This is a genomic window from Geitlerinema sp. PCC 9228 (assembly GCF_001870905.1).
Taxonomy (GTDB): Bacteria; Cyanobacteriota; Cyanobacteriia; order Cyanobacteriales; family PCC-9228; genus PCC-9228.
The window spans coordinates 1-13,564 of record NZ_LNDC01000151.1 but is presented as its reverse complement, the minus strand read 5'-3'; the positions used below and the strand labels follow the sequence as shown (position 1 = coordinate 13,564).

Sequence of the window (13,564 nt, the reverse complement as noted above, 5' to 3'; positions counted from 1 at the left end):
GCGCAAAGGTGGCACCGTAACGCCGTTTGGTTATCGAGCCGGGGATCAAGTGCGCGTCACAACTAAGGGGCAAGTGTTTTTTGGGTGGGTTGGCGGTTTCACCGATACGGAGAAGACGAAGAAAGTCAGCGTTTACGATGCAAACTGGAAGCGGATGGGTCAGTTCGGGCTAAAACAAACCCACTTAATTAGGAGGTCGAACAAATTATGCACGGCGTAAATGGGGCTAAAGCCCCCACGAGGCGCTTTTCCTCCCCGCGCTAAAGCGACGGGGATTCCAAGCTACCGAAAGTTTTACTTGAAAAAATGCTTAAAAAATAGGGGCGTTTCGCGGCGTTGACAGCTAGCGCCCCTACCTAAGGGCGATAATGGGATTAGCTTGCTGGTTGGATTTCCAGAAATTCTTTAACGTTTCTTAAGTAAGTATCTTTATCCTCCAGCATGGGAAAATGGGCGGTTCTGGGCATTACTAGGTGATACACTTTTTCGCTAAAAGAAGCAGCATGTGCTCCCATTTTGGCGGGAATAATTTTATCGTATTCTCCCGAAACTAGTAACGTGGGAATGCTAATTTTGGAAAACTCATCCGGCATGATTTCGGCAGCTTTTTTGCTGACGGATGTATAAATGGTACCGATGGTGGCTTCTTCATCCGCCATGAGATAATCTTCTAAAAATGCCTGACTGATGTGGCGCGGTAGGGGGCGGTGTAAAAACCGCGATATAAACAAGCGATCGACCTGGGGAATTTTCCGTAGCCATTGGGGTCGGAATTTGGCAACCAAGGTACCGGCTTTGTGAAAGACGGTAAAGGCTTTTTCGTCGTATGCAAAAATACCGCTGCAGGTGAGAATGGCTTTGCGAACCCGTTCCCGGTAGCGGTTAAGAAATAGCGTGGCAATGGAAGCTCCCATGGAGTGGGCGTTGATGTAAACTTCCTCTAGATTCAGGTTTTCCAGCAAGATGGCGAGGTCGTCGGCATAGGTTTCCAGTTCGTAGTCGAGATGGTTTTCCTGGGGCAAGCGCGATCGCCCAAATCCGCGCAAATCGTACAGCAAGCAGTGGAACCAAGGGGAAAGAGCCTCTGCCGTATTCTGCCAGTAGCGGGTAGACCCACCCCAACCGTGCAGGAAAACCATGACGGGTTTCTCCGTCGATGCCGACGATTCTCGAATCCATTCGTAGTAGTGGTCTACGCCGCGAATGTTGGTGTAAGACATGGTGCCTACAATCAATCCATCGAGGTTAAAGATAGAACCAACAAACCGAAGATAAAAGGATGAAGCCAACCAGAGATACTTCATCCTTGTCTATACTTGCTTGCTAGCTAGATAGTTTTGCCTCAAGCCGATTCGGGTTTGGGTAAAGAAGAAGGATGCAAAAGCAGTTCCGAGGTGGAGCGTTGTTCCACCATTTCCCGCGTAATGACACAACGGCTGACATCTTTGCGCGAAGGCAACTCGTACATCACATCTAGCATCAGCTCTTCCACAATGCCTCGCAAAGCCCGAGCACCAGTTTTGCGGCGGTAGGCTTCCTGCGCGATCGCGCGAATGGCATCGGGTTTGAACTCTAACTGCACGTTATCCATTTTTAGCAGCTTCTCGTACTGCTTCACCAGGGCATTGCGTGGTTGGGTCAAAATCGAAACCAGAGCATCCACATCGAGAGGTTCCACAGAACCCACAATGGGAATCCGACCGATAAATTCGGGAACCATACCGTATTTCACCAAATCTTCCGGTTCCACTTGTTTGAGCAAATCGGCCGTACGTTTTTCTCGGGCTTGCCCTTCTCCCGATTGTACGAAGCCCATGGATTTGCGACCCTGGCGCTGTTCGATTGTTTTTTCCAAGCCCACAAAGGCACCGCCACAAATAAACAAGATATTGCTGGTATCGATTTGGATACAATCTTGATAGGGATGCTTGCGACCCCCTTGGGGAGGTACGTTGGCTACCGTACCTTCCAGCATTTTCAACAACGCCTGCTGTACGCCTTCTCCGGAGACATCGCGAGTAATAGAGGGATTTTCGCTCTTGCGCGCAATCTTATCGATTTCGTCGATATAAACGATGCCCCGTTGCGCTTCTTCCACGTCGAAATCCGCCCCCTGAAGCAAACGCAGTAAGATGTTTTCCACATCTTCGCCCACGTATCCTGCCTCAGTGAGGGTGGTGGCATCGGCCAGGGCAAACGGCACATCCAGCATTCTTGCTAGGGTTTGTGCCAGCATGGTCTTGCCACAGCCGGTGGGGCCTACCAGGAGAATATTCGACTTGTGCAATTCTACGGTATCTTCCGGCGATACCTTCCCTTTCGCTTTGGCGTTGGCAAAGTTCAGGCGTTTGTAATGGTTGTAAACAGCAACGGACAGAATTTTCTTCGCCTCGTGCTGCCCAATAACGTACTCATCTAGATATTTTTTTATCTCTTGGGGTTTGGGAATCTGGTTCAGAGAAAGCGGCGATCGCGCCTGCCGTTGTTGTTCTGTCGGTTCCGAATTTTGGGCAGGCGGCGGTGCCGTCGCAGAAGATGAGTCAAATAATTCTTCATCTAAAATTTCGTTGCACAAGTCAACACATTCATCGCAAATGTAGACTCCCGGACCAGCAATCAACTTGCGAACCTGCTCCTGAGACTTGCCACAGAAGGAACATTTCAGATGGGAGTCGTACTTAGACATAAGCTGCCTCTTCTTAGATTGCAGAGATGGTCTGGTTCACAGAATCAAACAAACGATTGTAGCCGGGACTAGCGATGGGTAATGACTTGGTCGATCAAACCATACTCGCGAGATTCTTCCGGCGACATAAAGAAATCGCGCTCGGTATCGATTTCAATTTTTTCGAGCGGTTGCCCGGTATGGTACGACAGCAGTTCGTTGAGCGTCCGCTTCAGGTATAAAATTTCCCGCGCTTGAATTTCAATATCGACTGCTTGCCCTTGCGCGCCACCAAGGGGTTGGTGGATCATAATCCGGGAACTCGGTAAAGACATGCGTTTTTGCGGGGCACCACCAGCGAGCAGAAACGCCCCCATACTTGCTGCCAAACCATAGCAAATGGTAACCACATCGGGTTGAATTTGCTGCATGGTATCGTAAATGGCCATCCCAGCGGAAACCGAACCTCCGGGAGAGTTGATATACAGCTGAATATCTTTTTCTGGGTCTTCAGCTTCCAAATAGAGCAACTGAGCCACGATGGAATCAGCCACCGTATCGTCCACTTGCGAACCTAAAAAGACAATCCGCTCCCGCAATAGCCGCGAATAAATATCAAAGGCGCGCTCGCCCATACCAGATTGCTCCACCACCATGGGAATAACGGTATTGGCTTGAGGGGAGCTGGCATGGGTAGAGGAAACATCGGTTGGGTTCTCGCTGGTAGGGAAAAAACCAGAGTATTGAGATCTAAGCATGTATTTGTTACGAAAATGGCTACGGATTTTGCAAGTACTTCGTGACAGGTGCGCCTTCTGGGGACGCTGGGGATTTGACGTATATATAAAGGCCTTTGGTACTATTATGCCCCACAAGCAAGGGGAAATAGGAAAAAATTTGCAAAACTGAACCAACTCAGCGTGTTACAACCATGGAAAGCCTTCCCAAACCATGGACATTCCCAGCGGCAAGCCGCCATCAATAGCGGTGCTTCCCCACAGGGCACTACCCAGATAGTTGTGGGTACTATTATGCCACATCAAAACAATTCTCGGGAAACCCCTGGCAAGGCTGTTTTAGGGATTCCCGAGATGCTAGCGGGCGCAGTGGCAGGCCGCCCCCGGAGAAGCTGAATTTTCGGTTCTGGAGGCAGGTATTAAGATTCGCTGGTTTCCGATTCTTTGGTGGTTGCTTCTACGTCTATATCCGTGGGTTGTGCTTCTTCCTGGGGGTCTTCCTGCTGGTTTTCTTCCTCCTGCTGGCTGAAGGTTCCTTCAGGAACGTATTCTACTTGGCTGTGCTCTTTCAGCCATTCCATCGCTTTGTTCGTTTGCATGTTCTCCTCTACGTAATTGCGTAGAGCGTCCGGATCGAGCTGTTCGTCCGGGAGTTGTTGCTTGAGCCTTTCAATTTCTTGTTCTATCTCATTTTCGTCTAGCTCTAGGGATTCCCGCTTGGCAATTTCCTGCAAAGCCAGGCTTTGTTTGACTTCTTGGATGGCTTCCGGGCGCATTTCTTCCTTTAATTTGGGAATGGAATCGCGATCGAGCACCTGGGAAATATCAATGCCGTACTGTTCCAACTGCATCATGGACTGACGCAACAGTACGTTCACTTGCCGCTCGATTAGGGTATTGGGCAAGTCCACTTCTACCTGTTCCAGCAATTTGGACACTAAAGCTTGTTCTAGGTTGTTGTCGGTTTGTTGCTGCGCCTCTTTTTGATATTGTTCTTCGAGAGATTGCCGCAGCTCGTCTATGGTCTCGAACTCGCTGATTTCCTTGGCAAGGTCGTCGTTGAGTTCGGGTAGTTCTTTTTCTTTGAGTTCTTTGAGGGTAATGTGGAAGGTGGTGGTTTCCCCGGCTAAATTTTCCGCGCCGTAATCTTCGGGAAAGGTGATGGTGGTTTCTTTGCTTTCCCCGGGGGTCATACCTACGACAGCTTCAATGATTTCTGGTAGCAGCCGACCTTCGCTCAGTTCCAGCTGAAAGTTTTCGGCACTGCCACCGGGAATTTCTTCGCCGGTTTCCCCGGTTTCGGTTTGAAAGTAGCCTGTGTAATCTACAATGGCGACATCGCCGTGTTGGGCGGGACGGCCTTCTACGGGAACCAAGGTAGCTGCTTCGGCGCGTTTTTCTTCGATGGTGTCTTCCACGCGCTGCGGGTCGTATTCCACCTGTTCCACTTGTACGTGGAGGCCTTGGTATTGCTTGAGCTCGACTTCCGGCTGCACGTCAGCCGCTACGGAAAAGCTCAGGGGTTCTCCTGGTTTGTAGGCAGCTATTAAATCTTCGTAGGAAGAGCGCAGTTGAAATTCGCCAATCCTGGGGATGGATTCTACCGATTCTTCTTGGGCGGCTTCTTTTAAAGCTTTGTCGATGAGTTCTTCCAGGGCAGCAGCTCGAATGCGATTGGGTCCGAGTTGTTGGATTAAAATTTGACGTGGTACCTTCCCTTTGCGAAACCCAGGAATATTCGCAGAACGCTTCAGTTGGTTAACCGTGTCCTCGTACACCTGCTTGGACATTTCTGGGGGAACTTCAATTTCTAAGCCGATTTGGCTGCCTGGCAGTTTTTCCTGGGTAACTTTCATAAGCTTTGGCTACTAGCTCCTACACGAAATCTCTGTATCTTGGCTGTTTCTTGGTTGACGCTATCCGACCGAAAGCGTCGGGTCGGTCGGTGTCTGTAGGGGTGGGAATCGATGGTCCGTTCTGGCAACTGCGCGGTGGGCAGGTCGCTTCTGGTCGGTCCTGGCAGACACGGTTTTTGGGGAGGTTCCACAGAACCGGGATGGGCAACCGCTATGTTGGCGATTGGCCGTTTTTTAGGCTACCAGAAAAGCGATCGCTTCTGCGATTTCCGAAGTCGATCCCATGGCAACGCTGTCCCGACGCCCATGCCAGGATCTAACGGACATCCATGTTTGACGCCTGTCTGTACCACCATTGGGGGCGGTGAGAGGAAATGAGGGCAGGTCTAGCCTCAAGGGCGATCGCTGCCGGTCTTTAGCGTGGCACTCCATTGGGGAAAAATTCAACCCCGCGCAGCGTACCGTTATTTTATCATAACTACCTCCTGGCGTTTGGAAACTACCTGTTTTGACTGGATTACGCTCGGCCCCCTCTCCTAAAGAAAGAACCCAGTTCTTGGCAGAATTTCCCAAAACCGGTAAACTTGCCCTACAGATGGCCGGTGGTACCGGCGTACAAAGTTGGTCAAAATCCGCTACTATGGTTAAAATTACGGCAGACAGAAAAACGCCTGGGGAAATTTTCCTGGCTGCACGAACCCAAAAAAACCAAAAGCATCTATAAGTAAATTGTTTTCACTATTTATTGAGAGGGGAACCATTGCCGTTACCATAAACTCATCGGATCTTTTTCCTATTGCTGGAAAATATCCAAACTTTTATCCCTATCCCCTCAGTTCACTAATTTTATAAAAATTCACTATTTTGCTTTTATTGACAGTCTTGCAGGAGGAGTTGATTTGCCAGAATCTTATAACGTAGCTATTTTGGGAGCCACCGGTGCCGTTGGCACGGAGTTGCTAGCGATTTTAGAAAATTGCGAGATGCCAGTAGCCAACCTCAAGCTGCTGGCATCTGAGCGTTCGGCCGGTCGCTCTTTGATGTTTTGCGGGGAAAAACTCTACGTGGAAGCGGTGGCGGAACATTCCTTTCAAAATGTCGATTTGGTGCTGGCTTCGGCAGGCAGTTCCCAAGCCAAATATTGGGCCCCCAAAGCGGTAGAAGCTGGTGCTGTGGTGGTGGATAATTCCAGTGCCTTCCGCATGGACCCCCAGGTGCCCTTGGTGGTGCCGGAGGTCAATCCCCAAGCGGCGGACAAGCATCAGGGTATCGTTGCCAACCCCAATTGCACCACCATTTTGATGGCCGTGGCGGTGTATCCCTTGCATCAGGTGCAGGCAGTGCAGCGATTGGTGGCGGCTACCTACCAGTCGGCTAGCGGTGCCGGTGCCAAGGCCATGGAAGAACTCAAGCGGCAAGCCCAAGCCATTCTCGACCAGGAAACACCACCCACGCAAGAATTTCCCTACCCCCTGGCGTTTAACGTATTTCCCCACAATTCGGATATTGACGATGGGGGATACTGCACCGAGGAAATGAAAATGGTCAACGAAACCCGCAAGATTTTTGGCAGCCCCGATTTGCGGGTAACGGCCACTTGCGTGCGGGTACCGGTCTTGCGCGCGCACTCGGAAAGCCTTAATTTAGAGTTTGCCGAACCATTTCCTGCGGACAAAGCGCGCCAGGTGTTGGGGCAAGCGCCCGGGGTGAAGGTAGTGGAAGACTGGCAAGCTAATTATTTCCCCATGCCTATTGATGCGAGCGGTCAGGATGAGGTGCTGGTGGGACGCATTCGTGAAGATATTTCCCATCCCTATGGTTTGGAGCTATGGCTGTCTGGGGACCAATTGCGCAAAGGAGCGGCTTTGAATGCGGTTCAGATTGCGCAGTTACTAATTGCCCGCGGGCTGGTTAAGTAGGTAGGATGCCAGGGCAAACAGAGACGCCCCTTTTGAGAAGAATGCACAAAATGGTTTTTGTGTCAAGAGAGGGTTTGCCTACTGAGAAGACAAAAACTGATTGTTTGGTGAAATTTAGGAGGAGTATAGATTAGGGTGGCACATTTCGGACGTGTTTTAACGGCAATGGTAACGCCGTTTCGCGAAGACGGCAGCGTTAACTACGAGGTCGCCGAGAAGCTAGCGGCCCATTTGGTGGAACGAGGCACCGATACGTTGGTGGTCTGCGGTACCACTGGGGAATCGCCGACGCTCACTTGGGAAGAAGAGTACGAACTATTTCGCGCCATTGCCCAGGCTGTAGCCGGCAAGGCCAAAGTCATGGCTGGTACGGGGTCCAATTCCACCGCCGAAGCGATCGCGGCTACGCAAAAAGCCGCTAAACTGGAATTAGACGGTACGTTGCAGGTGGTACCGTACTACAACAAACCGCCCCAAGAGGGGTTATACCAGCACTTCCGGGCGATCGCCCAAGCCAGCCCCGACTTACCCATTATGCTGTACAACATTCCCGGACGTACGGGGCGCAACTTGGAACCAGAAACCATGGCACGGCTGGCGGAAATTCCCAACATCATCGCCGTCAAAGAAGCCAGTGGCCATTTGGACCAGGTCAGCGAAATTCGGCGGTTGACCCCTTCCGACTTTGCCATCTACTCGGGAGAGGATTCGCTCACCCTACCACTTTTGTCTGTCGGGGGCAGCGGCGTGGTCAGCGTGGCCAGCCATTTAGTAGGCGATCGCTTGCAAGAGATGATTGCCAACTTTGAAAGCGGGAACCATCAAAAAGCACTGCAAGGGCACTTGGATCTAACCCCCCTATTTAAAGCTTTGTTTGCCACCACCAATCCCATCCCAGTCAAAACCGCTTTGCAACTGCAAGGATGGGAAGTGGGGTCGCCCCGTCTGCCTTTATGCGAACCAGATGCGGAAGTGGTCTCTACCCTGAAGCGGGTGATGACCAATTTAGGGTTGTTTTAAAGGCATCTCAAAAAACATATGTTTGTCGATTTGGGAGCAAGCCAATGCCCGCTGGGAGCAACCGGTCTGGCGTTGTGCTTATCCCATCATTGATACCTTTTATTGATGCTTGTAGCGTGGTGTTCCCTCGCCACAGGCAACCATTTCCCGCCTATCCATTAATTGGTCATGGGGATGGGAAATTTGCCTTTCAAGAGGACATGTTAAGCAAATTCTTCACAGTAGCAAACCTATCCAGGAACCCATCTATATCTAAACAAGGAACGGTCAACAAATGAAAAGAAACAGTAAAAACGAAAAGAACCCACAACCCATTAAAAACAAAAAGAAAGAGCGGACCAAAGACAATTCTCCCCAGAACCAAAGCAAAAACAACGCCCCCCAACTCAAAATTATTCCCTTGGGAGGATTGCACGAAATTGGCAAAAACACCTGCATCTTTGAATACGACGACGAAATGTTTTTGCTGGATGCGGGGTTGGCCTTTCCCACCGATTCCATGCATGGTGTCAACATCGTCCTGCCGGACATGACTTACTTACGGAAGAACAGCCACAAACTCAAAGGCATGATTGTCACCCACGGTCACGAAGACCACATCGGTGGGATTCCTTTTCACCTAAAACAAGTAGAAATTCCCATTATTTACGGTCCGCGCCTGGCCATGGCTTTGCTGAGTTCCAAGCTAGAAGAAGCTGGGGTGAGCGATCGCACCCAACTACAAACCGTCGGTCCGCGGGAACAAGTCAAACTCGGCCGCCACTTTAGCATTGAATTCATCCGCAACACCCACTCCATGGCCGACAGCTTCACCGTCGCCATCAACACCCCCGTAGGTGTTGTTATTCATTCGGGAGACTTCAAAATCGACCACACCCCCGTTGACGGGGAACGGTTCGACCTGCAAAGGCTAGCGGAATACGGCGAAAAAGGCGTCCACTGCCTCATTAGCGACTCCACCAACGCCGAGGCCCCCGGCTTCACCCCTTCCGAAATGTCGGTTTATCCCAACTTAGACCGCGTGTTCGCCCAAGCACCGGGGCGGATTTTGGTCACCACCTTCGCCTCCTCCGTACACCGAGTAAACATCATCCTGCAACTGGCAGAAAAACAGGGCAGAGTGGTCTCCCTAGTGGGTCGTTCCATGATGAACGTCATCGCCCACGCTCGCAATCTAGGATACATCAAATGTTCCGACAGTCTGTTTCAGCCGCTACACACCATTAAGAAACTGCCGCCAGAAAAAGTTCTGATTTTGACCACCGGTTCCCAAGGAGAACCCCTCGCCGCCTTAACGCGGATTGCCAACGGCGAACACCGGCAAATTGCCATCCAAGAAAACGACACCGTCGTCTTTTCCGCCAATCCCATTCCAGGCAATACCATTGCCGTGGTCAACACCATTGATAAATTAATGATGAAAGGCGCGAATGTCGTTTACGGCAAACACCAGGGAATTCACGTTTCCGGTCACGGCTGCCAGGAAGACCAGAAATTGATGCTGGCTTTAACCCAACCCAAATTCTTCCTACCGGTTCACGGGGAACATCGCATGTTGGTCAAACACGCGGAAACTGCCCAAAAAATGGGGATTCCCAAGGAAAATACGCTGATAATCCGCAACGGCGATGTGGTTGGTTTGAGCCGCGAGCAAATTGAAATTGTGGACCGCGTCTGTTCAGGCATCGAACTGGTAGACTCTTCCCGTACCGGCATGGTCCATGACGATATCCTGGCCGAACGCCAGCGCCTGGCGGAAGATGGGGTGGTTACCGTTGCCACCGTTATCAGCGACAAAGGCAAAATGGTGGGCAACTCGCAGGTACACGTACGCGGCGTGGTCACCTCGGTAGAAACCACCCTGTTACAAAAGCTCATCGAACGCACCATTTACGATATCTTGAACGAACGCTGGTCCGAGTTCGTGCAATCCGGCAGAAAAGACGAAGATGCCGTTAATTGGGAGGGACTGCGCGAGTGTCTGGAACAGGCGTTGGGTCGCTTGCTACGTCGGGAGTTGCAAAGCAATCCCCTGTTGATTTTCATGATGGATTCTGTCAGCGATTCGCCTACTCGTTCCACCCGTCGCCGGCGCAGCAGTGCCACCAAAGTAGCCTCCTAGCAGAATCTTAAAATTTTCTAAGCAAGAATACTTAACACCAACCAGGGGATCGCCCACTTGCGGGGAGGATCCCCATTTTTTATCGGGCAGTTTTATAAGAAAAAATTATAAATAAAAGCTATTTCGTTTTCACGATCCAATAGAAAAAGTGCTTCAAACACTGGAAAACTTTATGGTTATTGTTTTATACCGGAGAAGGGAATCCAGGTAGCCTCCGATGGGAATCTTGCGAACCGCCGCTTACCAATCCAACCAAGATTTCCATCGAGCCATTCCCAGCAATCTTCAAAGGAAAAACCCATAATGAGTGTATTGGACCGTTCTTCACAAAATATGTCCCTACTGAGTTGGATTGAGGTAAGAACCACCGACGCATCGACGCAAGCATCTTCCCAACCAAAAACCCAACGCCAAGTTTTCGACCTTTTGCACCCCTTGCGCGCTTGGCTTAATGGCATTCAAATTGACAGCGCCAAACAAGCCCATTTCCTCTGTAAATTGATTCCCGCCCAGTGTCCTTTCGAGCGAGACATCAAACTAGGCAACCGCACATTATTTCACATTCCTCCTTTGTGCAAACTCAATCCCCTGTACGAAGAGGTTGTTGCGTTGCGTTTTCGCGCTTTGTGTTTCTTAGCCGATGAGTGTGGCGAAGACATTAGCCCATATTGTTAGGCTACGCCATACCTGCCAACCAAAGAACCAAAAAAAGAGGGGCGAATTGGCTCGCCCCTTGTGCTGTTATGGGTGGAAATTGCTTTAAAAGAAAGCATCCAAGTCAATTGCTTGGGAACCCCCTTCGTACAATTGCAGCAGCAGTTTGCCCAATTGCCACCAGACCAGAAGCCCGCTAAAAATTGTCAGCAGACTGGAAACGGCCAAGGCTAGAGGTAAGGGCAAGCCAAAAATGGACAAGCCAGCCGCCAAAAACAGGGCGATGCCGCCGATAATTCCCAAAAAAGGAATCAACAACCGGGGTTCGCGGAATTTTTGGGCAATTTGTTCGGGTTTGCTATTAGCCCATTTGCTAACGATTTGCTTGAGGGTGGCTTCAAACGCCGTACCGCAGGCCATACCAATAAGCAAGCCGACAGCCAATAAAAAATAAGGCGGGTTTGCGTACATCAAGGGACTGTAACTCCGTCAAAAATGGTTTTATCAATCGCCGGGGGAGGAACCATTGAGCGAGTCGCTGTTTTGGGAAATAGCCGCTGGCGATAGGTCTGCCAGGGTTCCCAGGGCTACATCAAACAAACGGGCGGGTTGCAAATCGGCTTTGATTAAATCCCAAATCCGTTGTACTTCTTTCGTATGCAAGCGATCGTCTTCTGTCAAAGCCCAAATCAAACGCTGGCGTAAAAAGGTTCCTTCCTCCGACATCAAATACTGCAAAGCGAGTTGTGCTGTAGGTAGGATATCAAAATCTTCGTCCCGGCGAGCCAAGGCAATCAAGTTTTCCAAACGATGCCATTGAAACTTACCATCTTTAAACAGAATTTCCACCAAACGGCGGCGCAATTCTGCCGTTTCCCCGGTTAGCAACCGCTTGGCAATATAGGGAAAGCCCATTTCTACCAATTTAAACTCGGGGTTGATGCTCATAGCTAGCCCTTCCTGGGTCACCACCGAACGAATAATCAAGGCAAAGCTGGCAGGTACTCGGAAGGGATAGTCGTACATAATATCCGAGAAGCGATCGGTGACAGTTTTAATGTTAAAGTCACGCACCCGTTCGCCGATAATATCCCCCAACACCTGTTCCAAGGCCGGTATGATGGGATTAATATCGGTTCCCGGAGCTAAAAACCCTAATTTGACAAAGGTTTCGGCTAAATCTTCGTAATCTCTGTTGACCAAATGAACCAAAGCATCCACGATGGTTTCTTTGCTGTATTGGTCCAGTTGGTCCATCATGCCAAAGTCAATATAGGCAATTCGTCCATCGGATAGCACGAACAAATTGCCGGGGTGGGGATCGGCATGGAAAAAGCCATGTTCCAGTAGCTGCTGCAATCCAGCTTCCACCGCATCTTGGATAAACTTGTTAATATCAACGTTGGCAGCAATGAGGCTGGAAGCGCCGTTGAGTTTGTAGCCTTGAATCCACTCTAGGGTTAAAACCCGTTTGCTGGTGTAGTCCCAATAAATGCGGGGAACCTTGACGTTGGGATTATCTCTGAAATTATAAGCAAATTTCTCGGCGTTTTTGCCTTCGTTAATATAGTCGATTTCTTCAAAAAGCTTGATGCCAAATTCATCAACGATGAGGGTCAAGTCATGTCCCAAATTAACCGGTAGCCAGGGAGATAGCCATTGAACGCCCCATCGAATTAGGTACAGGTCTAAGGTCAGAATGGGCAGCAGATGGGGACGTTGGACTTTCACAGCTACTTCGTCGCCGTTGTGCAAGCGCCCGCGATAGACCTGCCCCAAACTAGCGGCGGCAATGGGATTTTCGGAGAGGGATACGAAAATGGTTTCTGGATGGTATCCCAGTTCTTGGTGGATGATGCTAATGGCGGTTTCGTTATCGAAAGGAGGTAGTTGGTCTTGCAGCTTGACCAATTCCTCTACAAAGTCTTTGCGAGCCAAATCTGGACGTGTAGATAGGGCTTGCCCTACTTTGATGTAGGTGGGTCCCAGTTTGGTGAGAATGCGGCGCAACTGTTCCGCACGTTGGGGGGTGTGGGTTTGTTTGCGTATGCGGTCCCAAAAGATCCCCAGCAAAAATCCGAGAAAGGACCAAACTACTTGCAGGGCACGTCCTAGAACTTTTAGGGGACGACGGCGATAGTAATGCGCGATCGCTTCGGGATCGTAGGTTTTTAGCTGTTCGATGGAATGTTGGTTCACACTAATATTCGGCCTCTCAATCCAATAACGATAAAGAAAATAGATAGTATGCTTCCACTACCTCGGTAGTTCGGGGAGAAAAAATATACGAGCGTTTAGCAAATATATGGGTTGTCAATTCTTAGTATACAAAACTACAAACTTTACGAGTCCTCAATTTTTTTAAAGATTTTTAGCAAAATGGGAATTCCTCAATTGGAGTGCGTTTCAAACCTCCCTTCAGTCCTGCTTCAAAGAAATGTTGTATTTTTTATGAAGAAAAATTACGATACATAAAGTTTTCTTTCTATGCGTTTCTATGAATAGGTGTCAAGTAAAACTTTCGGTAGCTTGGAATCCCCGTCGCTTTAGCGCGGGGAGGAAAAGCGCCTCGTGGGGCTTTAGCCCCATTT

The 13,564-nt window shown here is 49.9% G+C and carries 10 protein-coding genes and 1 pseudogene; 5 read left to right on the top strand and 6 right to left on the bottom strand.

Going from position 1 to position 13,564, the window contains the following annotated elements; translation table 11 throughout:
• A pseudogene (locus tag AS151_RS22595) lies at positions 1 to 220 on the top strand (hypothetical protein); the annotation flags it as partial.
• A 154-nt stretch (positions 221 to 374) separates the two neighbouring features.
• On the opposite strand, the gene AS151_RS16670 reads toward AS151_RS22595, so the two are convergent.
• The 4 genes from AS151_RS16670 to tig form a co-directional block, all read right to left on the bottom strand.
• A complete protein-coding gene (locus AS151_RS16670) occupies positions 375 to 1,220 on the bottom strand; it encodes an alpha/beta hydrolase (protein ID WP_071518199.1) in 846 nt (281 codons plus the stop codon).
• 122 nt (positions 1,221 to 1,342) lie between these two features.
• Positions 1,343 to 2,686 carry an ATP-dependent protease ATP-binding subunit ClpX gene (gene clpX / locus AS151_RS16665; RefSeq protein WP_071518197.1) on the bottom strand — a complete coding sequence of 448 codons (1,344 nt, stop codon included), beginning with the start codon at positions 2,684 to 2,686 and terminating at the stop codon, positions 1,343 to 1,345.
• A 68-nt stretch (positions 2,687 to 2,754) separates the two neighbouring features.
• Positions 2,755 to 3,423, bottom strand: a complete 669-nt coding sequence (gene clpP / locus AS151_RS16660; protein WP_071518196.1) for an ATP-dependent Clp endopeptidase proteolytic subunit ClpP — start codon at positions 3,421 to 3,423, stop codon at positions 2,755 to 2,757.
• A gap of 398 nt (positions 3,424 to 3,821) precedes the next feature.
• Positions 3,822 to 5,258 carry a trigger factor gene (gene tig / locus AS151_RS16650; RefSeq protein WP_071518194.1) on the bottom strand — a complete coding sequence of 479 codons (1,437 nt, stop codon included), beginning with the start codon at positions 5,256 to 5,258 and terminating at the stop codon, positions 3,822 to 3,824.
• Positions 5,259 to 6,157: 899 nt separating this feature from the next.
• On the opposite strand from tig, the gene AS151_RS16640 reads away from it, so the two are divergent.
• From AS151_RS16640 to AS151_RS16625, 4 genes are all read left to right on the top strand, one after another.
• The gene (locus AS151_RS16640; protein WP_071518192.1) at positions 6,158 to 7,177 is read left to right on the top strand and encodes an aspartate-semialdehyde dehydrogenase; all 1,020 of its coding nucleotides are present in this window, start codon (positions 6,158 to 6,160) and stop codon (positions 7,175 to 7,177) included.
• Positions 7,178 to 7,312: 135 nt separating this feature from the next.
• A complete protein-coding gene (gene dapA / locus AS151_RS16635; protein WP_084639657.1) occupies positions 7,313 to 8,197 on the top strand; it encodes a 4-hydroxy-tetrahydrodipicolinate synthase in 885 nt (294 codons plus the stop codon).
• A gap of 274 nt (positions 8,198 to 8,471) precedes the next feature.
• Positions 8,472 to 10,319: a ribonuclease J gene (locus tag AS151_RS16630; RefSeq protein WP_084639655.1), complete on the top strand. Its 1,848-nt coding sequence runs from the start codon at positions 8,472 to 8,474 to the stop codon at positions 10,317 to 10,319.
• A 303-nt stretch (positions 10,320 to 10,622) separates the two neighbouring features.
• Positions 10,623 to 10,994, top strand: coding sequence for a Mo-dependent nitrogenase C-terminal domain-containing protein (locus AS151_RS16625; protein WP_071518190.1), 372 nt, complete (start codon positions 10,623 to 10,625; stop codon positions 10,992 to 10,994).
• An 84-nt stretch (positions 10,995 to 11,078) separates the two neighbouring features.
• On the opposite strand, the gene AS151_RS16620 is transcribed toward AS151_RS16625, so the two are convergent.
• Both AS151_RS16620 and AS151_RS16615 read right to left on the bottom strand, forming a co-directional pair.
• Positions 11,079 to 11,444 (bottom strand): hypothetical protein, encoded by a 366-nt coding sequence (locus AS151_RS16620; protein ID WP_071518189.1) that lies wholly within the window; start codon positions 11,442 to 11,444, stop codon positions 11,079 to 11,081.
• Positions 11,445 to 11,477: 33 nt separating this feature from the next.
• Positions 11,478 to 13,172, bottom strand: coding sequence for an AarF/ABC1/UbiB kinase family protein (locus AS151_RS16615; protein WP_071518188.1), 1,695 nt, complete (start codon positions 13,170 to 13,172; stop codon positions 11,478 to 11,480).
• Positions 13,173 to 13,564 lie beyond the last annotated feature (392 nt).

Coding starts and splice junctions, on each gene's coding strand:
- AS151_RS16670 (WP_071518199.1), bottom strand. CDS start 1,220: ATGTCTTACACCAACATTCGCGGCGTAGACCACTACTACGAATGGATT.
- AS151_RS16630 (WP_084639655.1), top strand. CDS start 8,472: ATGAAAAGAAACAGTAAAAACGAAAAGAACCCACAACCCATTAAAAAC.
- clpX (WP_071518197.1), bottom strand. CDS start 2,686: ATGTCTAAGTACGACTCCCATCTGAAATGTTCCTTCTGTGGCAAGTCT.
- tig (WP_071518194.1), bottom strand. CDS start 5,258: ATGAAAGTTACCCAGGAAAAACTGCCAGGCAGCCAAATCGGCTTAGAA.
- AS151_RS16625 (WP_071518190.1), top strand. CDS start 10,623: ATGAGTGTATTGGACCGTTCTTCACAAAATATGTCCCTACTGAGTTGG.
- clpP (WP_071518196.1), bottom strand. CDS start 3,423: ATGCTTAGATCTCAATACTCTGGTTTTTTCCCTACCAGCGAGAACCCA.
- AS151_RS16620 (WP_071518189.1), bottom strand. CDS start 11,444: ATGTACGCAAACCCGCCTTATTTTTTATTGGCTGTCGGCTTGCTTATT.